17 protein-coding genes are annotated in these 21,154 nt (G+C 59.9%); 11 read left to right on the top strand and 6 right to left on the bottom strand.

Going from position 1 to position 21,154, the window contains the following annotated elements; all coding sequences use genetic code 11:
- Positions 1 to 3: 3 nt before the first annotated feature.
- From AC1DVE_RS19925 to AC1DVE_RS19915, 3 genes are all read right to left on the bottom strand, one after another.
- On the bottom strand, positions 4 to 1,128 hold the full coding sequence (locus tag AC1DVE_RS19925) for an ABC transporter ATP-binding protein (RefSeq protein WP_223460289.1): 1,125 nt from the start codon (positions 1,126 to 1,128) through the stop codon (positions 4 to 6).
- A 258-nt stretch (positions 1,129 to 1,386) separates the two neighbouring features.
- Entirely contained in the window at positions 1,387 to 2,016 is a 630-nt protein-coding gene (locus AC1DVE_RS19920) for a response regulator (protein WP_008051638.1), read from the bottom strand.
- Positions 2,017 to 2,064: 48 nt separating this feature from the next.
- Positions 2,065 to 4,461, bottom strand: coding sequence for a PAS domain-containing sensor histidine kinase (locus AC1DVE_RS19915; RefSeq protein WP_223460291.1), 2,397 nt, complete (start codon positions 4,459 to 4,461; stop codon positions 2,065 to 2,067).
- A 73-nt stretch (positions 4,462 to 4,534) separates the two neighbouring features.
- On the opposite strand from AC1DVE_RS19915, the gene AC1DVE_RS19910 reads away from it, so the two are divergent.
- Positions 4,535 to 5,524, top strand: coding sequence for an alpha/beta hydrolase family protein (locus AC1DVE_RS19910; protein ID WP_223460293.1), 990 nt, complete (start codon positions 4,535 to 4,537; stop codon positions 5,522 to 5,524).
- 138 nt (positions 5,525 to 5,662) lie between these two features.
- Here AC1DVE_RS19910 and AC1DVE_RS19905 read toward each other — a convergent pair whose 3' ends face one another.
- Genes AC1DVE_RS19905 through AC1DVE_RS19895 form a run of 3 tightly spaced genes read right to left on the bottom strand, consistent with a single transcriptional unit; the run spans position 5,663 to position 8,119 of the window.
- The gene (locus tag AC1DVE_RS19905) at positions 5,663 to 6,430 is read right to left on the bottom strand and encodes a TerB family tellurite resistance protein (protein ID WP_223460295.1); all 768 of its coding nucleotides are present in this window, start codon (positions 6,428 to 6,430) and stop codon (positions 5,663 to 5,665) included.
- 1 nt (position 6,431) lies between these two features.
- Entirely contained in the window at positions 6,432 to 7,103 is a 672-nt protein-coding gene (murU, locus tag AC1DVE_RS19900; protein ID WP_223460297.1) for an N-acetylmuramate alpha-1-phosphate uridylyltransferase MurU, read from the bottom strand.
- Entirely contained in the window at positions 7,100 to 8,119 is a 1,020-nt protein-coding gene (locus AC1DVE_RS19895) for an aminoglycoside phosphotransferase family protein (protein ID WP_223460299.1), read from the bottom strand. The genes murU and AC1DVE_RS19895 overlap by 4 nt, the downstream gene beginning before the upstream one ends.
- 130 nt (positions 8,120 to 8,249) lie before the next feature.
- Here AC1DVE_RS19895 and AC1DVE_RS19890 point away from each other — a divergent pair, with 130 nt between their 5' ends.
- The 10 genes from AC1DVE_RS19890 to AC1DVE_RS19845 all read left to right on the top strand — a co-directional run bounded on the left by AC1DVE_RS19890 (position 8,250) and on the right by AC1DVE_RS19845 (position 21,129).
- Positions 8,250 to 11,045 (top strand): LPS-assembly protein LptD, encoded by a 2,796-nt coding sequence (locus tag AC1DVE_RS19890; protein WP_223460301.1) that lies wholly within the window; start codon positions 8,250 to 8,252, stop codon positions 11,043 to 11,045.
- A complete protein-coding gene (surA, locus tag AC1DVE_RS19885; RefSeq protein ID WP_223460303.1) occupies positions 11,026 to 12,342 on the top strand; it encodes a peptidylprolyl isomerase SurA in 1,317 nt (438 codons plus the stop codon). Before AC1DVE_RS19890 ends, surA begins: the two co-directional genes overlap by 20 nt.
- Positions 12,339 to 13,328 (top strand): 4-hydroxythreonine-4-phosphate dehydrogenase PdxA, encoded by a 990-nt coding sequence (gene pdxA, locus AC1DVE_RS19880; protein ID WP_223460304.1) that lies wholly within the window; start codon positions 12,339 to 12,341, stop codon positions 13,326 to 13,328. The genes surA and pdxA overlap by 4 nt, the downstream gene beginning before the upstream one ends.
- Entirely contained in the window at positions 13,325 to 14,134 is an 810-nt protein-coding gene (gene rsmA / locus AC1DVE_RS19875) for a 16S rRNA (adenine(1518)-N(6)/adenine(1519)-N(6))-dimethyltransferase RsmA (protein ID WP_223460306.1), read from the top strand. Before pdxA ends, rsmA begins: the two co-directional genes overlap by 4 nt.
- A gap of 115 nt (positions 14,135 to 14,249) precedes the next feature.
- Complete coding sequence (apaG, locus tag AC1DVE_RS19870; RefSeq protein ID WP_007980214.1) at positions 14,250 to 14,630, top strand: Co2+/Mg2+ efflux protein ApaG; 381 nt, start codon at positions 14,250 to 14,252, stop codon at positions 14,628 to 14,630.
- On the top strand, positions 14,630 to 15,511 hold the full coding sequence (locus AC1DVE_RS19865) for a symmetrical bis(5'-nucleosyl)-tetraphosphatase (protein WP_223460309.1): 882 nt from the start codon (positions 14,630 to 14,632) through the stop codon (positions 15,509 to 15,511). Before apaG ends, AC1DVE_RS19865 begins: the two co-directional genes overlap by 1 nt.
- Positions 15,512 to 15,544: 33 nt before the next feature.
- Positions 15,545 to 15,874, top strand: a complete 330-nt coding sequence (gene glpE / locus AC1DVE_RS19860; protein WP_008051614.1) for a thiosulfate sulfurtransferase GlpE — start codon at positions 15,545 to 15,547, stop codon at positions 15,872 to 15,874.
- 297 nt (positions 15,875 to 16,171) lie between these two features.
- Positions 16,172 to 18,094, top strand: coding sequence for a PrkA family serine protein kinase (locus AC1DVE_RS19855; protein WP_007982655.1), 1,923 nt, complete (start codon positions 16,172 to 16,174; stop codon positions 18,092 to 18,094).
- 204 nt (positions 18,095 to 18,298) lie between these two features.
- Complete coding sequence (locus AC1DVE_RS19850; protein WP_007993202.1) at positions 18,299 to 19,570, top strand: YeaH/YhbH family protein; 1,272 nt, start codon at positions 18,299 to 18,301, stop codon at positions 19,568 to 19,570.
- A complete protein-coding gene (locus AC1DVE_RS19845) occupies positions 19,567 to 21,129 on the top strand; it encodes a SpoVR family protein (protein WP_477784144.1) in 1,563 nt (520 codons plus the stop codon). The genes AC1DVE_RS19850 and AC1DVE_RS19845 overlap by 4 nt, the downstream gene beginning before the upstream one ends.
- The last annotated feature ends 25 nt before the right edge of the window (positions 21,130 to 21,154 follow it).

Below are 21,154 nucleotides of genomic sequence, written 5' to 3'. Positions count from 1 at the left end.
CGATCAATGCGCCTCTAAAAGTGGGTCGAGTGCGCGAACGTGCTCGACCTGCCAGCCAAGCGGTACCACGTCGCCGACGGCGAGCGAGGGATCAAGCTCGGCAATCGGCTGTTTCACGAAGAAGTCGGTCTTACCGCAGACTTCCATGCGAACCCGGACGTGGTCGCCCAGATAGATGAATTCCTCGACTCGCCCGGAGAAGCGGTTGACGCATTGGTCGCTGGAGCCATTGAGGCTCACTCGCTCCGGACGAATGGACAGGGTCACCGGCTCGCCGGTCTGGCCGATGTTGACCGCCAGCGCTTCGACTTTTTCCCCGCGACCAAGCTCAACCACGCAGCGCTCGCCGCTCTGGCTGACCAGTCGGCCATTGAGGCGGTTGTTCTCGCCAATGAAGTTGGCGACGAAGGTGTTTTTCGGCTCTTCGTAGAGGGTGCGCGGTGGCGCGATCTGCTGGATTTCGCCTTGGTGGAACACCGCCACACGGTCGGACATGGTCAAGGCTTCGCCCTGATCGTGGGTCACGTAGACCACGGTGACGCCCAGGCGCTGGTGCAGGTGCTTGATCTCCATCTGCATGTGTTCACGCAGTTGTTTGTCGAGTGCGCCGAGGGGTTCGTCCATCAGCACCAGTTGCGGCTCGAACACCAGCGCGCGGGCCAATGCCACACGCTGTTGCTGACCGCCGGAGAGCTGCGCAGGGTAGCGCTGGGCGAAGGCATCGAGCTGGACCATGCTCAGCACGCGCTTGACCCGGGCACTGACGTCGCTCTTGTTCATGCCGCGTACGGTCAGCGGGAAAGCCAGGTTCTCGGCCACCGTCATGTGCGGGAACAATGCGTAGTTCTGGAACACCATGCCGATGTCGCGCTTGTGCGGCGGCACGTTGTTGATGGCGCGCCCGGCCAACAGGATTTCGCCCGCGGTCGGCGTTTCGAAACCAGCGAGCATCATCAGGCTGGTGGTCTTGCCGGAGCCGGACGGCCCGAGCAACGTGAGGAATTCGCCTTTGCGAATGTCCAGGTTGAGGTCCTTGACGATCAGGTTCTCGCCGTCGTAGCTCTTCTGCACTCCACGAAAGCTGACCAGAACATCATTGGCCCCTGCGCTTGAATCGACCTGGCTCATACCCACACCTTTGTTATTGATGACTGCTGTGGGACTAAGCCTAGTGGACGCTGGGTACCGCGCAAATCGGGGCGCAAGAGAGATTCCCCTAAGCCGGATGGAAGGCTGGGGGTAGGGATTGCCCTACAAGGATGGCGCGTTTTGGCAAACGCAGGGGCAAGGGGTCAGCTACAAGCCACAAGAACAAGCCCATGCGGTATCTGGAGCTGTCGTAAATGGATATGCCACCACCGGACCCACATTGAGTTTCGGTGTGGTTTAGAGGAGCTTGTGCTCCATCGCGTACTTCACCAGTTCCGCCAGCGAGGTGATGTTGAGCTTTTGCATCAGCCGCGCCTTGTGGGTACTGATGGTCTTGCTGCTCAGCGCCAGTTGCTGGGCGATGTCGTTGACGTTGGCGCCCTGGGCCAGGCGTTCGAACACGGAAAATTCGCGCTCGGAGAGTAACGAGTGCAATGGACGCGAGTCGGTAAGACCGACCTCGAAAACCATGCGGTCGGCCAGTTCCGGGTCGATATAACGCCCGCCTGACGCCACTTTGCGAATGGCCGTCAGCAACAGTGCCGGGTCGCTGTCCTTGGTCGCATAACCGGCAGCGCCCACCTTCAACGCCCGGGCGGCCATCTGCGCTTCGTCGTGCATCGACAGCACCAGGATCGCCGGTGGATTGTTCAGGGCGCGAATCCGCGGAATCGCTTCCAGGCCGTTGACGCCCGGCATGGAGATGTCCAGCAACACCACTTCGCAGGGCACATGACGCAAGGTGTCGAGCAACTGCTCGCCATTGCTCGCTTCCCCCACCACCAACAAGTCCTTGGCCAGGCCGATCAACTGCTTGATGCCTTCGCGAACGATGGTGTGGTCTTCGGCTACCAGTACACGGATCACGTTCTTCTCCAGGTTCAAGATCTATCGCGAGCAAACAATAGATAAACATCAGGCTGCATCCAGCGGCACTCGCACACTCAGGGTCGTGCCCTCACCCGGCTCACTCTCAAGCGACAACTCACCGCCCATGATCAACACCCGCTCGCGCATGCCGACCACCCCAAAGGATGTCGGCCTGCCAGCTGCGGCGACAAATCCTACGCCATCATCGCTGACCGTCAGACACAATTCGTCGCCCTCAAGGGCCAGTGTCAGTTCAACAGTATGCGCCTGGGCGTGCCGCATGACATTGGTCAGCGCTTCCTGAAGGATTCGAAACAGGCCGATTGCCTTCGCATCGCTGAGCACTGGCAAATTGTCCGGCACCTGCACCAGACACGGGATCTGCGTGCGCGCCTCGAATCGGCGGGCCTGCCACTCAATGGCCGAGGCGATGCCAGCGTCGAGAATCGGCGGTCGCAATGCCGTGGCCACATCGCGGACCAACTGAAACAACTGAGCGATCAAGCGCTTCATGCTGTTCAAGCGCTCGTTCAGACCGGGATCAAGTTGCGCGTAAGCCAGTTCGCACATGGAGGTTTCTAGCTTGAGCACGGTCAGCATCTGACCCAGTTCATCGTGAACTTCCCGGGCAATGCGCGCTTTTTCTTCCTCGCGCACGCTTTCCAGGTGCGCGGACAACTCACGCAGTTGTTCCCGGGAGCTGGCCAGTTCAAGTTCGATGCGCTTGCTCTCGCTGATGTCCCAGACGATCCCGTCCCAGACATAGGCGCCGTCTTCCAGCCGGCGGGTGATGGCCTTGATTTCCGCCCAGCGCTGCTCGCCCTGACGGGTGAGGATTCGCCCCTGCCACGACCAGTCGCTGTCGGTATCCAGCGCATGATCCTGGGTCTGGTGATAGCTGGCCTTGTCATCAGGATGCACGAGGCTGCGCAGGCCTTTATCGCGATGCGCCAGCGTGGCCGGCGAGTAACCCACCAGGCTTTCGCTGCCTTCGCTGATGTAGGCAAAGTCGATCTGACCGGTCACCGGCGCCCGCTCCAGCCGGAAAACCAGTCCCGGAACGTTGGCGGCGATACCTTGCAACCGCGCCTCGCTTTCCTGCAAGGCCGCCAGGGCACGACGCCGCTCCGTGACATCGTTGAGGTAAACCACCAGGTATTCGCCATCGCGAAAGCGCAGAAAACTCAATGAGACATCGGCCGGCAGGATGCTGCCATCGGCCCGCACGCAATTGGATTCGAAGCTTTGCGGGCCATCTTCACTGGCCCGGGCGCGCTTCCACAGGTTCAGCCAACGGTCCATGTGCAGGCCAGGCTCGAAATCGATCAGGGGCCGATCGATGATCCCGCCGGCCGGATAGCCCAGCATGCTTTCCGCCGCGCGGTTGGCGTAGCGCACATGGCTGTCCCAGTTGACCCAGAGGATGCCGACGGTGCTCTGGTCAATGGAAAACTGGGTGAGCCGCAAGGCCTCTTCGCTGGCGGCGCGCAAGGCGATGTCTTCCTGCGCGGCCAGCAGGCGCTGTTCCAGGTTGTGCTGCTGGCGACGCTGCCAGAACACGATGGCCATGCAACTCAACGTCAGCACTGCCAGCAACAGGCAGAGGTTTTGCCAAAACCCCGGAGACTCGGTGAGCCGCGGATACTTGGGCTGCAGCCATTGATTGTGCAGTTGCTCCAGATCCTTGGCCGGGATCGCCCGCAATGCACTTTCGACGATGCCCGCCAGTTCAGGTTTGTCGCGGAGCGTGGCCACCCGCAGCAGCTGTGGCAGGCCGACATCCCCCACCACCACCAACCCGGCGAACTCCGGCTCGACCGACAAGCGTCCCAGCTGCGCCTCATCGATCACCGCATAAGCCGCCTGCTGGCCAACCAATAATTGCAATGCCTGGCGTTCCATCGGTACGCCTTGCAGATTCAGGTGCGGGTAGTTGCCGCGCAGGTAATCGGCAATGGCACTGGGCATCCGCACGGCGACGCGGGTCTGGCTATCGAGCTTTTCCAGCTCGACAGCGCCAGCGCTTTTCTGGTCGCTGACCACCAGTTGCGGCACCCGCATGTAGGGGTCTGAAAACTGCCAGAGGCGCAGCCCGCCAGGTGTCTGGGTCAGCCCCGGGGCGATGTCGATCTCGCCCTCGCGGGCCGCGGCTTCCAATTGTTCAAGGTCAGAAAAATTGCGCCAGCTCAGTTCGACATTGAGGTTTTTCGCCAGCCACTTCATCAACTCGACGTTCACCCCGGACAGGCGCTGCAAGCGACGATCGTATTGCGCATAGGGCGCCTGCAGCACCACGCCGACCCGCAACTCGCTCTGCTGCGCCAGCCAGTGCTGCTGTTTCGGGGACAGTTGGGCAACGGGCGCCGGAGGCGCGACGGCCGCCCAGCCCATCAAGGGAAACCACAAACAGCCGATAACCCACAGGCAGTGAAAACGCATCATTGAACTCTCACACACTGACAAATACTGACCAACCCATTAGGCTGCCGGAACATCTTCTGGCCTGGAATATCCGATGCCCCTTGTCTACCGCCTGGCACTGCCAGCATTGTGCCTGTCGCTGATCCTGCCTTGCGCTTTTTCCGTCAAGGCGGCCGACCCGGCGCCCGCCACGGAGGAAAAAACCGCCGAAGAGAAACCACTCGAACGTCAGCCGCTGCCTGAGCGTAGTCAGGAAGAAGCGACTGCACTTGAGCGAAAGATCCCGGCTCAGGAACAGCTACAACTGCAAGCAGGCACCGACACGTTTCTGGCCTTGTGGAGACCGGCCAATACCGCCGAACCCAAAGGCGCGGTGATTATTATCCCGGGCGCCGGTGAAACCGTTGACTGGCCGCAAGCGATCGGCCCTTTGCGGCGCAAATTGCCGGATGCCGAGTGGAGCAGCCTGAGTATCACCTTGCCGGACCTGCAAAGCGATGCCATTGCGCCACGAATCGTCGAAGCAGCACAGGCTCCCAAGCCCCCCGAAACCGTCAGTAAAGACTCGACCACCGCCGCCCCCATCGAACAGGTGGCCGGTGGCGAGGCCGATGTGGCCGACAAGGCCGTCGCCGGAACCAGCGAAGAACAGTCCAAGGCAGATGCCGAGCGCATCTTCGCCCGGATCGACGCCGCGATCGCCTTCGCCGAACAGCAAAGCGCCCGCAGTATCGTGGTGTTGGGGCATGGTTCCGGCGCCTATTGGGCCGCGCGCTACCTGAGCGAGAAGCAGCCATCGCAGGTCGAAAAACTGGTGATGGTTGCCGCCCGGACACCTGTGGTGGCCACGCCCGGGCTGGCAGAGCTGACCCCGACCCTGAAACTGCCAACCGCGGATATTTTCTACAAGGACAAAGCGCTGGATCGCGACACAGCACTGGAGCGACTGCAGGCCAGCAAACGCCAGAAGTCATCGGCATTCAGCCAGGTTGCACTCAAGGCGTTGCCGGATACCAAGGCCGAACAGGAGCAACTGTTCCGTCGGGTGCGGGGCTGGTTGAGCCCGCAGAACCCGGCGGGCTGACAGACCGAGGCGCCTTCATCGCGGGCAAGCCACGCTCCCACAGGTTTTATGCCGATCACAAAATTGCGTACGACACAAAACCTGTGGGAGCGAGCTTGCTCGCGATAGCGGTATTACTGGCGACGTAAGCTTTCCGGGCTAGCGAAAATCCCGCCGCTCCCGAATCAGCGTATAGGCGTTATGCAGTTCACGCGTTCGCTCGGTGGCCTCACGCACCTGCATCGCCGTCGCGCCACTGCCAGCAATCTTGTCCGGATGATGACGACTGAGCAGGCGCCGATAAGCACGCTTGATCTGTGCCGGCTCAGTGGTGGCCGACACGCCCAAAAGCCTTAACGCGTCCTGATAATTTGGCACGCTGCTGCCCAATGGCCGCTTCTGCGGCTCATAGTCGTGGGCCAACGCTTGTACCTGATGGGGCGTCCAGCCCAACCACTTGCCCCATTGGCCAATCAATTGACGTTCACTGCTGCCGGCACGACCATCGGCCCACACCATTCGCCAGCAGGCGCGCAACACGCCTTCTGCCGCATGGGGCTGGGCACTCAGGCGACGCAGATAACCGTGTAACCGGTCGCGGCCCGACTTGCCGCGATTGAACGCGGCAATCGCACGACGCCGGGCCGACTCGGACATGTCCAGCGAGCGCATTTCCGCTCGGGCCTGTTCGATGTGCCCAGCCATCACCTGGCCGTCACACTTGGCCAGGCGCCCCAACAAGACAAACAGCAACTCATCGTTACGCAGCACCGGGCGACCGCCCAGCTTTTCCCACAAGTGCCCCCAGCTTTGCAGGTGCAAGCGCCGGTCCAGCGCCTGCCCCAACAACGCGCCGAGCATGGCCCCCGGAATACTGGCTATGGCAAAGCCTGCTCCGGCTCCGATCAGAGTCCCTGGCCACAGCATGTCAGCGGCTCGCTTCTATCAATGTTTCAACTTCGGCCAGACGCTCGTGAGTGCCGACATCGACCCAGTGCCCCCTCAATTGCTCTCCGGTCACCTGACCGTCAGCCATGGCTTTGCGCAACAGCGGCGCGAGCTTGAAGGCCCCCGCGGTGCAACCGTCGAACAGCTGCGGATGCAACACGGCGATGCCGCTGTAGGTCAGAGTGGCGGCCTCCGGCTGACCGTCGCGCACCTGCGTTCCGACCAGGCTGAAGTCCCCGGCCGGATGATGGGGCGGGTTGCCGGCCAGCACCAGGTGCGCCAGGCCGTTGATGGGCTGATGCAGCACGCTGAAGTCGTAATCGGTCCAGATGTCGCCATTGACCACGACAAACGCTTCATCCCCCAACAACGGCAACGCGTGGAAAATCCCACCGCCGGTTTCCAGGGGCTGGCCTTCCGCCGAGTATTGAATGCTCACGCCATAGCGCGATCCATCGCCCAGATAGTCTTCGATCTGCTGACCGAGCCAGGCGTGATTGATCACGATGTCAGTGAACCCGGCGGCGGCCAACGCTCGCAGGTGATACTCGATCAACGGCACTCCGCCTGCACGAACCAGCGGTTTTGGCGTGGTCAGGGTCAGCGGGCGCATGCGTTCGCCTTTACCCGCGGCCAGAATCATTGCCTTCATGCGCTCACTCCGACACGCAGACTGGCCAGCAACACATCCAGCTCGGCCAGTTCAGGGCGACGAGCGATCACGCCTTCTATGTACGCAAAGAAACGCGGCACATCGCCCAGGTAACGCGGCTTGCCGTCTCGATGGCAGATACGCGCGAAAATGCCGATGACTTTCAAGTGGCGTTGCACGCCCATCAAGTCGCTGGCACGCAGGAAGTCCTCGAAGTCGGGCTGAACCGGAATTGCGAGGGCACCCGCTTGCTGCCAGTAGCTTTCGAGCCAGCCGTGCACGCGTTCTTGCGGCCAGCTGAGAAATGCGTCCTTGAACAGGCAGGTCACGTCGTAGGTCACCGGGCCATACACCGCATCCTGGAAATCCAGCACACCGGGATTGGGCTCGCTGAGCATCAGGTTGCGCGGCATGTAGTCGCGATGCACCAGGACTTTTGGCTGTGCCAGGGCGCTGTCGATCAACAGTTCGCTGACCTGCTGCCAGAGCACTTGTTGCGCCGCGTCGAATTCGATGCCCAATTCGCGCTTCACGTACCACTCGGGGAACAGTTCCAGCTCACGACGTAACAAGGCCACGTCATAGCTCGGTAGAGGCGCAACCATCGGTAACTGCTGGAAAGCCAGCAACGCTTGCAGGGCATCCCTGAACAAATCGTCGGCGTTTTCGCTGTCGATGACGTCCAGATAGGTCTTGTTACCCAGGTCATTGAGCAATAGAAAACCGCGCTCGAGGTCTTCGGCATAAATTTTCGGCACATTTATTCCGGACTTTGCCAGCAAAAAGGCGATATCCACGAAGGGTTTGCAGTTTTCCTGGGGCGGCGGCGCGTCCATCACGATGAAACTTTTGCCACCGCCTTCCCAACGGAAATACCGCCGAAAACTCGCGTCGCTGCTAGCCGCAGTCAACGTGGCCGGGGGTACAATGCCCCAGCCCTGCTCGGCAAAAAGGGTCGCCAATTGTTCATCGAGCCAAACTTTCAGGTGTTGCAAGCGTACATCTTTATCAGGCATTGCAAGGGTCTCCGACGGCGCTAGCCGTCAAGCGGGTCATGCTTTATTATCCAGCATCTTTTTCAGACCATCGAGAGGCGTGCGGCCCACACCGCGGGCAGATGGCACGCAGGAAGCCCGGACTAATAAGATGGCATTGAAATCCCCCGCGTTTGGTAAAAAATTTCCGTTGTTGGTTACCGGCAGTTTGCTGGCGCTGCAACCCCTCGCCACTTCCTATGTGGTCGCCGCGGAACAGTTTGACTGCTCAGTCTCTGCTTCGGGTTCCTGGAACTGTGCACCAAAGTCGCCGGCGGCTGCATTGCCACCGCGTCCCGTTCATGATGGCAGCGCAGTTTCCGCCACCGGCGAAGCCCCGGCCGAGAACGGTTCCAGCGAAGACACTGGCGCCAAGCCGGTGCTGGTCACCGAGTCCAAAGGCCGTGGCCTGAAGTCGCGTAGCGCAGACTACAGTCACCTCGACTGGGTTCCCCGCGAGCAGCTCACCGCCGCACAATTGGCCGAAACCGGTCCTTATTGCTCTGGTTCCTATATCGAACCGATTCGTCCTGGCATGAATGACAAGACGAATAAAAGTGACGCACCCACCTTTATCGGTGCAAAAGCCTCCCGCTATAAGCAGGATGAGCAGGTCGCGACCCTGGCCGGCGACGTTGTCATGCGTCAGGGCAGCATGCAGGTCGAAGCCGATGAAGCCAACCTGTACCAGGCTGAAAGCCGTGGCGACCTGAACGGCAACGTGCGCATTCGCGACAACGGCGCACTGATCGTCGGCGACCACGCCGACGTGCAGCTCGACACCGGTGAAGCCAAGGTCGACAACGCCGAATACGTGATGCACAAATCCCGTATCCGCGGTAATGCGCTGTACGCCAAACGTGCCGAGAACGCGATCATCCGCCTCAAGGATGGTACGTACACCACGTGCGAACCGAACAGCAACGCCTGGCAGCTCAAGGGCAACAACATCACCCTGAACCCGGCCACCGGCTTCGGTACGGCGACCAACGTAACGCTGCGGGTCAAGGACATTCCGGTCCTGTACACGCCGTACATCTATTTCCCGATCGACGACCGTCGCCAGTCCGGCTTCCTGCCGCCGACCATCGGCACCGGCAGCGATACCGGTTTCATGCTGGTCACCCCGTACTACTTCAACCTGGCACCGAACTACGATGCCACGTTGTACCCGCGCTACATGGAAAAGCACGGCTTGTTGATGGAAGGCGAATTCCGCTACCTGACCAAGTCCAGCGAAGGCCAGTTCGGTGCGGCGTACCTCAACGACGAAAGCGACGAACGCGACAAGCAGAGTGACGCCGAAAAAACCCGCTACATGTACAACTGGCAGCACAAGGGTGGTCTAGACTCGCGAGTGCTCACGCAAGTCGACTACACCAAGATCAGCGATCCGTATTACTTCCAGGATCTGCAGACCGACCAGATTGGCATCAAAAGCAGCGACTACGTGAACCAGCAGGGTTCCGTCACCTATCGCGGCGACAGCTATACCGCTCGCGTGAACGCCCAGGCATACCAACTGGCGACCGTGTCGAACATTACGCCGTACGACCGCCTGCCGCAGCTCACCCTCGACGGCATGCTGCCTTATCATCCGGAAGGCCTGGACTTCACGTACAACACCGAACTCGTACGGTTTGACCGGGATCTGCAGAGCGGAACATACTTTGACGAAGACGGCGTCGGCTCTCCCCGCCTTGATAACAACATTCAAGGCCTGGCTCGCGCCAATGGCGACCGACTCAACCTGGCTCCGGCTATCAGCCTGCCATTGAACTGGACCTACGGCTTCCTGAAACCGAAGCTCAAGTACCAGTACACCCAGTACCAACTGGATCTGGACAACACCGGCAAGGCGCAGATCGCCGCGCAAAGCGCAGAGCAGGACAAGCTCAGCGGGACCTTCGACAGCAACCAGAACCGTGGCGTGCCGATCGCCAGCATCGACAGCGGCCTATACTTCGATCGCAATACCCAGTATTTCGGCAAGAACTACCGCCAGACCCTCGAGCCGCGTCTGTTCTACCTGTACGTGCCTGAAGTCGACCAGGAAGACATCCCGGTATTCGATACCAGCGAATACACCTTCAACTATGCATCGCTGTTCCGTGACAATCGTTTCTCCGGTTCCGACCGTGTCGGCGACGAGAACAAATTGTCCCTGGGTGTGACCAGCCGCTGGATCGAAGACAACGGTTTCGAGCGTCAACGCATCAGTGTCGGCCAGGCCTTGTACTTCAAGGACCGTGAAGTCCAGTTGCCAGGCGTGAACTTCAACGACCGTGACGACGCCAAAGCCAGCGTTTCCCCATATGCACTGGAATACGAGTATCGCTGGAACCGCGACTGGCGTACCACGGCCGACTACAACTGGGACCCGGACAGCCGCAGCCCTCGTTCGGGCAGCGCGATGTTCCACTACCAGCCTGAGGACAACCCGAACAAGGTCGTCAACGTTGGCTATCGCTATCGTAACGACCAGGTGATCTACAACCAGAACACCGGTAAATGGCAGTTCGGCGGTGACTACGGCACCCCTGGCCAGCCTGGTTTCGTGAAGGATTACTACAAGATCCAGCAGCACGACTTCTCGGTGATCTGGCCGATCGTGCCGCAATGGAGCGCTATCAGCCGCTGGCAGTATGACTACAACCGCAACCGTACCCTGGAAGCCTTCGGTGGTTTCGAGTACGACAGTTGCTGCTGGAAACTGCGCCTGATCAACCGCTACTTCGTTGATTATGACGAGTTCAGCCAGCAGGCACCGCAAAACGAAAAAGGCGACCATGGCGTCTTCCTCCAAATTGTTCTGAAGGGACTCGGCGGCCTCACCGGCGCCAAGGCAGAGAGCTTCCTCGACAAAGGCATTCAAGGTTATCGTGAACGTGAAGACCAAGCTTTCTGATTGTCTGCGCCCGCTGATGCTGGGCGCGCTGTTCCTGAGTACGGCGGCCAGTGCCGCCGTACAGTCCATCGATAAAGTGGTGGCCATCGTCGACAACGACGTGGTCATGCAGAGCCAACTGGACCAACGCGTTCATGAAGTTCAGCAAACCATTGCCAAGCGTGGTTCTGCCGTGCCCCCGGCCAGCGTCCTGGAGCAGCAGGTACTTGAGCGCCTGATCGTCGAAAACCTGCAATTGCAGATCGGCGAGCGCTCCGGCATCCGCATTACCGACGAAGAGTTGAACCAGGCTGTCGGCACCATTGCCCAGCGCAACAACATGTCGGTCGAGCAGTTCCGTGCCGCACTGACTCGCGACGGCCTGTCCTACGATGACGCACGTGAGCAGATTCGTCGCGAAATGGTCATCAGCCGTGTGCGCCAGCGTCGGGTTGCCGAACGCATTCAGGTCTCCGAGCAGGAAGTGAAAAACTTCCTGGCGTCCGACCTGGGCAAAATGCAGCTGTCCGAAGAGTTCCACCTGGCCAACATCCTGATTCCTACGCCGGAAAGCGCCAACTCCGACGCGATTCAGAATGCAGCCAAACAGGCCGATACGATTTACCAGCAGCTCAAGCAAGGCGCTGACTTCGGTCAGTTGGCAATCGCCAAGTCCGCCAGCGAAACCGCACTGGAAGGTGGTGACATGGGCTGGCGTAAAGCCGCTCAACTGCCTCCGCCGTTCGATCGCCTGCTGAGCACCATGCCGGTGGGTGATGTCACCCAGCCAATGCGCACGCCGGGCGGCTTCATCATCCTGAAGATCCTCGACAAGCGTGGCGGCGAGACCCAGATGCGCGATGAAGTGCATGTGCGCCACATCCTGGTCAAACCGAGCCCGATCCGCGACGAAGCGAAAACCAAGGCCCTGGCTGAGTCGCTCTACAGCCGTATCGAGGCTGGCGAAGACTTCGGCGAGCTGGCGAAAAGCTACTCGGAAGACCCGGGTTCCGCCCTCAACGGCGGCGACCTGAACTGGATCGACCCGAACGCGCTGGTGCCCGAGTTCCGCCAAGTGATGGCCAAGACCCCGCAAGGTCAGCTGTCCAAGCCGTTCCAGACTCAATACGGCTGGCACGTCCTGGAAGTTCTTGGTCGTCGCGCCACCGACAGCACCACACAGGCTCGCGAGCAGCAGGCAATGACCGTTTTGCGTAACCGCAAATACGACGAAGAGCTGCAAACCTGGCTGCGTCAGATCCGTGACGAAGCGTACGTGGAAATCAAACTCCCTGGCGCCGACCAGGCAGCGCAGTGAAACCCCAACGTTTCGCGCTGACACCCGGCGAACCGGCCGGCATAGGTCCAGACCTGTGCCTGCTGCTCGCCTCGCAAGCCCAGCCACACCCCCTGATTGCCATCACCAGCCGCGATCTGCTCATTGAGCGGGCCGCGCAGCTGGGTGTGGCCGTCGACTTGCTGCCGGTTACGCCCGACAACTGGCCGGATGCACCCGCGCCAGCCAACAGCCTGTATGTCTGGGATACACCGCTCAATGCCAAGGTCGTCGCCGGGCAACTGGACAAGGCCAACGCTGCCTTCGTTCTGGAAACCCTGACCCGCGCCGGCCAGGGCTGCCTGAGCGGAGATTTCGCCGGCATGATTACCGCACCGGTGCACAAAGGCGTGATCAACGAATCCGGCATCGCCTTTTCCGGGCACACGGAGTTCCTCGCCGACCTGACCCACACCGCGCAAGTGGTGATGATGCTGGCCACACGCGGTTTGCGCGTAGCCCTGGTGACCACTCACCTGCCCCTTCGCGAGATTGCCGACGCAATCACGCCGGAGCGTCTGGAACGCGTCACGCGAATCCTGCACGCCGACCTGCAAGACAAGTTCGGCATCGCCCAACCGCGCATCCTGGTCTGCGGGCTCAACCCCCATGCCGGCGAGGGCGGACACCTGGGCCATGAAGAAATCGATATCATCGAACCCACATTAGAGCGCTTGCGCGGCGAGGGCATGGACCTTCGTGGCCCCCTGCCCGCCGACACTCTGTTTACCCCCAAATATCTGGAGCACTGCGATGCGGTGCTGGCGATGTACCACGACCAGGGCCTGCCGGTGCTGAAGTACAAAGGCTTCGGCGCGGCAGTCAACGTGACCCTCGGCTTGCCGATCATCCGCACCTCGGTCGACCACGGCACAGCCCTGGACCTGGCCGGCAGCGGCAAGATCGACACCGGCAGCCTGCAAGTCGCCCTGGAAACCGCCTACCAGATGGCCGAGACCCGTTTATGACCGAGCACTACCAACACAAGGCGCGCAAACGCTTTGGCCAGAACTTCCTGCACGATGCCGGCGTTATCGACCGCATCCTGCGCTCCATTCATGCCAAGGCAGAAGACCGCCTGCTGGAAATCGGCCCGGGCCAGGGCGCACTGACCCAAGGCCTGCTCAGCAGCGGCGCGCAACTCGACGTGGTGGAGCTGGACAAGGACCTGATCCCGATCCTCAACCAGCAGTTTGCCGGCAAGAGCAACTTCAACCTGCATCAGGGCGATGCGCTGAAGTTCGACTTCAACAGCCTGAATGCCGCGCCTGGCAGCCTGCGTGTGGTCGGCAACCTGCCGTACAACATCTCCACGCCGCTGATTTTTCACCTCTTGCACAACTCGCACCTGATTCGCGACATGCACTTCATGCTGCAAAAGGAAGTGGTCGAGCGCCTGGCGGCCGGCCCTGGTGGTGGTGACTGGGGCCGTTTGTCGATCATGGTTCAGTACCACTGCCGGGTCGAGCACCTGTTCAACGTCGGCCCGGGCGCGTTCAACCCGCCACCGAAAGTCGACTCGGCCATCGTGCGCCTGGTGCCCCACTCGGTACTGCCGCACCCGGCCAAGGATCATCGCCTGCTGGAACGCGTCGTACGCGAAGCGTTCAACCAGCGCCGCAAAACCCTGCGCAACACCCTGAAGCTGCTGCTGAGCAATGCCGAAATCGAAGCCGCCGGCGTCGATGGCAGCCTGCGTCCCGAGCAACTCGACCTGGCTGCCTTCGTGCGCCTGGCTGACAAACTCAGCGAACAAAAGCCTGCCACAGACTGACAAGCGATGAGCGCTATCGGGTAGGACGCCACTCTGGTCTACTACCCGATACTTGGCCTAGACTGAACCCCAACAGCTACGCCCCGCGTCCCGCTTCGTTTTTAAGGCCCCTTGCATGTCCGATCCTCGTTATCAGGTCGACGTCAGCGTCGTCACCCGCTATCTGGCAGAACAATCGCAACCCGAGCACGACCGCTTTGCCTTCGCCTACACCATCACCGTGCAAAATAATGGCGAAATGCCCGCCAAACTGCTTTCACGGCACTGGGTCATCACCGATGGTGACGGGCATGTCGAAGAAGTGCGCGGCGCAGGCGTGGTAGGTCAGCAGCCGTTGATCGACCCCGGCAAGAGCCACACCTACAGCAGCGGCACGGTCATGACCACCAAGGTCGGCACCATGCAAGGCACCTATCAGATGCTGTCCGACGACGGCAAACACTTCGATGCCATCATCGCGCCCTTCCGCCTGGCGGTGCCCGGAGCCCTGCACTGATGGCAACGTACGCTGTCGGTGACCTGCAAGGCTGTCTTCAAGCCCTGCAATGCCTGCTCAAACAAGTGGCGTTCGACCCACAACGGGATCGTCTGTGGCTGGTGGGCGACTTGGTCAACCGCGGCCCACAGTCTCTGGAAACCCTGCGCTTCCTCTACAGCATTCGCGAATCGCTGGTGTGCGTGCTCGGCAACCACGACCTGCACCTGCTGGCGGCCGGACGCAACATCGAACGCCTGAAGAAGGCCGACACCCTGCGCGAGATCATTGAAGCGCCCGATAGCGCGGAACTGCTGGAATGGCTGCGCCAGCAAAAGCTCATGCACTACGACGAACGGCGCAACCTTGTATTGGTCCATGCCGGCATTCCACCGCAGTGGTCGCTGCGCAAAGCCTTGAAGTGTGCTGCCGAAGTCGAGACCGCCTTGCGTGACGACAACCTGTTGCCGCCCTACCTCGATGGCATGTACGGCAACGATCCGGCGAAATGGGACAACGACCTCAAAGGCGTGACGCGCCTGCGGGTGATCACCAACTATTTCACGCGCATGCGCTTCTGCACCGCCGAAGGCAAGCTCGACCTCAAGAGCAAAGAAGGCCTCGATACCGCACCACCTGGCTACAAGCCCTGGTTCCAGCACAAGGAACGCAAGACCAAGGATCTGAAAATCATCTTCGGTCACTGGGCAGCACTGGAAGGCAAGTGCGACGAGCCGGGCATCTCGGCCCTCGACACCGGTTGCGTCTGGGGCGGCGCCCTGACCCTGATGAACGTCGACAGCTTTGAGCGCCTGTCCTGCAAATGCGACGAACACGGTCATGCCGTGCCGCCAGTCGGCTCATCCATTCCCCAAACATCGCCAGCCAGCGCCCCGCGCTAGACTGCCCCTTCAGCCGAGCCACAGGAGCCCGCCATGAGCGAATTCAAACGTATCCCCCCGGAACAGGCCCAAGCCCTGCGCGAACAAGGCGCAGTGGTGGTCGACGTCCGCGACCCGGCCACTTTTGCCGCCCTGCACATCGCAGGCTCGAAGCATCTGGACAATCATTCCCTGCACGCTTTCATCCAGGGCGCCGACCTCGATGCACCGACCGTGGTGGTCTGCTATCACGGCAATTCCAGCCAGGGCGCGGCCGCCTACCTGATCAGCCAAGGCTTCTCCGACGTCTACAGCATGGATGGCGGATTCGAGTTGTGGCGTACGACGTATCCTGCGGAAACGGCGCAAGGCACCACTGAATAATTTTTTTGTAACGTTGCAAGCCCCGACTCCCGCGGGCTGGCGCGGTGGCAGACGAACGGTCTGCCACAACTAATTACGTATCTCGCCTTTACCTGCCGAATTCCCAACTATCCTTAAGCCCAGGCCATCCAAAACAGGGGAGAGCCGGTACACCGGCGCACGGGTCATCGGGAGTAGCTTTCGGAGTAGTCAGCTCCGGGAGAGTTCTGGGGGGTAAACAGCAATCGCCTGTTCGGTTGCTGCCAGCATCGACTGAGTGATCCGGCGTCGGCTCCACGTATCGAGCGAGGTGACGTCATGAGTATCTTTAGCCACTTCCAACAACGCTTCGAGTCCACACGCCAGGAAGAACTCTCTCTGCAAGAGTATCTTGAGCTGTGCAAAAAAGACCGCAGCGCCTACGCTTCCGCCGCCGAGCGTCTGCTACTGGCCATCGGTGAACCGGAACTGCTCGACACCTCGACCAACTCGAGACTGTCGCGCATCTTCTCCAACAAGGTCATCCGCCGCTATCCGGCCTTTGAAGACTTCCACGGGATGGAAGAATGCATCGACCAGATCGTGTCGTATTTCCGCCACGCCGCTCAGGGCCTGGAAGAGAAGAAACAGATTCTTTACCTGCTCGGCCCTGTCGGTGGCGGTAAATCGTCCCTGGCCGAGAAGCTCAAGCAACTGATGGAAAAAGTGCCCTTCTATGCCATCAAGGGCTCGCCGGTTTTCGAGTCGCCCCTGGGTCTGTTCAACTCCACTGAAGATGGAGCGATCCTCGAGGAAGACTTTGGCATTCCACGGCGCTACCTCAACACCATCATGTCGCCATGGGCGACCAAGCGCCTGGCCGAATTCGGTGGCGACATCAGTCAGTTCCGCGTGGTCAAACTCTATCCGTCGATCCTCAACCAGATCGCCGTGGCCAAGACCGAACCAGGCGATGAAAACAACCAGGACATCTCGGCACTGGTGGGTAAGGTCGATATCCGCAAACTGGAAGAATTCCCACAGAACGACGCTGATGCATACAGCTACTCGGGCGCACTGTGCCGGTCCAACCAGGGCCTGATGGAATTCGTCGAAATGTTCAAGGCACCGATCAAGGTGCTGCACCCATTGCTGACCGCCACCCAGGAAGGCAACTACAACAGTACCGAAGGCCTCGGCGCGATTCCGTTCACCGGGATCCTGCTGGCGCACTCCAACGAATCGGAGTGGCACACCTTCCGCAATAACAAGAACAACGAAGCCTTCATCGACCGGATCTACATCGTCAAAGTGCCGTACTGCCTGCGGGTCAGTGACGAAGTGAAGATCTACGACAAGCTGCTGTTCAACAGTTCGCTGGCCAAGGCGCATTGCGCGCCGGATACCCTGAAGATGCTGGCCCAGTTCACCGTGCTCTCGCGCCTCAAGGAGCCGGAAAACTCCAACATCTACTCGAAGATGCGCGTGTACGACGGCGAGAACCTCAAAGACACCGATCCGAAAGCCAAGTCGATCCAGGAATACCGCGACAATGCGGGCGTCGACGAAGGCATGAACGGTCTCTCAACCCGGTTCGCGTTCAAGATCCTGTCGAAGGTGTTCAACTTCGATCCGCACGAAATTGCCGCCAACCCGGTGCACTTGCTCTACGTGCTGGAACAACAGATCGAGCAGGAACAGTTCCAGGCCGAGACCCGCGAACGCTATCTGCGCTTCCTCAAGGAGTACCTGGCACCGCGCTACATCGAGTTCATCGGCAAGGAGATCCAGACTGCCTACCTCGAGTCCTACAGCGAGTACGGCCAGAACATCTTCGATCGTTATGTGCTGTACGCCGACTTCTGGATCCAGGACCAGGAATACCGCGACCCGGAAACCGGCGAGATCCTCAACCGCGTAGCGTTGAACGAAGAACTGGAGAAAATCGAAAAACCGGCCGGTATCAGCAATCCGAAGGATTTCCGCAACGAAATCGTCAACTTCGTACTGCGTGCCCGGGCCAACAACAACGGCAAGAACCCGACCTGGCTCAGCTACGAAAAACTGCGGGTGGTCATCGAGAAGAAAATGTTCTCCAACACCGAGGACCTGCTGCCAGTCATCAGCTTCAATGCCAAGGCAAGCAAAGAGGACCAGCAGAAACACAACGACTTCGTCACACGGATGGTCGAGCGGGGCTACACCGACAAACAGGTACGACTGCTGTCCGAGTGGTACCTGCGGGTCAGAAAATCACAATAACCCGCTGCCGGTCAGACCGGTTGTCGTCAGCCAGAGGCCTGTGTATGCATTTTCTGTTACACAAGCCTCTGGAAGGTGTTCGAAAGTCGGTAGCGAGTTCAAGCAGCATCCACAGCGCTTGGGGGAGCGTCGTACATCCCTTGGCTCTCAGTCCTATGCTGCATCACCGCTCGCCCCTTTCAGGACAGCTTCTAAGGAGCAGTCATGAGCTATGTGATCGACCGACGTCTCAATGGCAAGAACAAGAGCACGGTGAACCGCCAACGGTTTCTGCGGCGCTACCGTGATCACATCAAAAAGGCTGTCGAAGAGGCGGTCAGCCGGCGCTCCATTACCGATATGGAACACGGCGAACAAATCAGCATTCCCGGTCGCGACATCGACGAGCCGGTGCTTCACCATGGTCGCGGTGGCAAGCAGACAGTCGTGCACCCGGGCAACAAGGAATTCACCAGCGGCGAACATATCGCCCGTCCACCGGGAGGCGGTGGCGGTCGAGGCCCCGGCAAGGCTGGCAATTCCGGCGAAGGGATGGACGAATTCGTCTTCCAGATCACCCAGGAAGAATTTCTCGAATTCATGTTCGAGGACCTCGAACTACCCAACCTGGTCAAGCGCAACCTGACCGGCACCGACACCTTCAAGACCGTGCGCGCCGGGATCAGCAACGAGGGCAACCCGTCGCGGATCAACATCATCCGCACCCTGCGCTCAGCCCACGCCCGGCGAATCGCCCTGTCCGGCAGCAGCCGGGCAAAACTGCGCGAAGCCAAAGAGGAACTTCTGCGACTCAAGCAGGAAGAGCCGGACAACTTCGGCGATATTCAGGAAATCGAAGCAGAAATCGAAAAACTCAGCGCGCGCATTCACCGCATACCGTTTCTCGACACATTCGACCTCAAGTACAACCTGCTCATCAAACAACCCAACCCCAGTTCCAAGGCCGTGATGTTCTGCCTGATGGACGTGTCCGGCTCGATGACCCAGGCGACCAAGGACATCGCCAAGCGCTTCTTTATCCTGCTGTACCTGTTTCTCAAGCGTAACTACGAAAAGATCGATGTCGTGTTCATCCGCCATCACACCAGCGCCCGCGAAGTGGATGAAGAGGAGTTTTTCTACTCCCGGGAAACCGGCGGCACCATCGTCTCCAGCGCCCTGAAACTGATGCAGGAGATCATGGCCGAGCGTTATCCGAGCAACGAGTGGAACATCTACGCTGCCCAAGCCTCCGACGGTGACAACTGGAACGACGACTCTCCGATCTGCCGCGACATCCTGATCAACCAGATCATGCCATTCGTGCAGTACTACACTTACGTTGAGATCACCCCGCGCGAACACCAGGCCCTGTGGTTTGAGTACGAGCGCATCGCCGAAGCCTTTTCCGACACTTTTGCCCAGCAACAACTGGTCTCGGCCGGGGATATCTATCCGGTCTTCCGTGAACTCTTCCAGCGCAGGTTAGTGACATGACCGCCAAAGAGCAGAAACGCCAACCCATTTCCACCGGCTCCGAATGGACGTTCGACCTGATCCAGGCCTACGACCGCGAAATCAGTCGTATTGCGGCCGGCTACGCACTCGATACGTACCCCAACCAGATCGAAGTGATCACCGCCGAACAGATGATGGACGCCTACGCCTCGGTCGGTATGCCGCTGGGTTATCACCACTGGTCCTACGGCAAGCACTTCCTCAGCACCGAAAAGTCCTACACTCGCGGCCAGATGGGTCTGGCGTACGAGATCGTGATCAACTCCGACCCCTGCATCGCCTACCTGATGGAAGAAAACACCATCTGCATGCAGGCGCTGGTGGTGGCCCATGCCTGCTATGGGCACAACAGCTTTTTCAAAGGCAACTACCTGTTCCGCACCTGGACCGATGCCAGTTCGATCATCGACTACCTGGTGTTTGCCAAGCAGTACATCATGCAGTGCGAAGAACGCCACGGTATCGACGCGGTCGAGGACCTGCTCGACTCCTGCCATGCGCTGATGAACTATGGTGTCGACCGCTACAAACGCCCTTATCCGATTTCCGCGGAAGAAGAACGCCGTCGGCAAAAGGACCGGGAGGAGCATTTGCAGAAACAGATCAACGATCTGTGGCGCACCATTCCAAAAGGAGCGGACAAGTACAGCGACAAAGACAACGCACGCTTCCCCGCCGAACCTCAGGAAAACATCCTGTACTTCATCGAAAAACACGCGCCACTGCTGGAGCCATGGCAGCGGGAAATCGTGCGCATCGTGCGCAAGATCGCCCAGTATTTTTATCCACAGCGCCAGACCCAGGTGATGAATGAAGGTTGGGCCACGTTCTGGCACTACACCCTGATGAACGACCTGTACGACGAGGGCCTGGTCACCGACGGCTTCATGATGGAGTTCCTGACATCCCACACCAGCGTGGTCTTTCAGCCGGGCTTCGACAGCCCTTACTACAGCGGAATCAACCCCTACACTCTCGGGTTTGCCATGTACCGGGACATCCGGCGCATGTGCGAAGAACCCACCGAGGAAGATCGCCGCTGGTTCCCGGAAATTGCCGGCACCGACTGGCTGGCAGCCATCAAGTTCGCCATGAGCAGCTTCAAGGATGAAAGTTTCATCCTGCAATACCTGTCGCCGAAGGTGATCCGCGACCTGAAGCTGTTCAGCATTCTCGATGACGACCAGAAGGATGACCTGCTGGTACCCGCCATTCACGACGAAGGTGGCTACCGCATCATCCGTGAAACCCTCGCGGCACAGTACAACCTGGGTAATCGCGAACCCAACGTGCAGATCTACAGCATCGACCGGCGTGGTGACCGCTCCCTGACCCTGCGTCACCAGCAACACGACCGCAAACCGCTGGGAGAGTCCACCGAGGAAGTGCTCAAGCACTTGCACCGCCTCTGGGGTTTCGACATTCACCTGGAAACCCTGCAGGGTGATCAGGTCATGAAAACCCATCATGTGCCGCCCAGAAGCGAGCACAGCGAAGGCGATTACGGCCGCCTGGACCTGGCCGTCATCCATCTTTGATCCGGCTTGTGCCTCCGAAAGCTCG

The sequence above is a fragment of the Pseudomonas sp. P4_B4 genome, from assembly GCF_056402255.1.
This window is presented reverse-complemented; position numbering and strand designations above follow the sequence as displayed.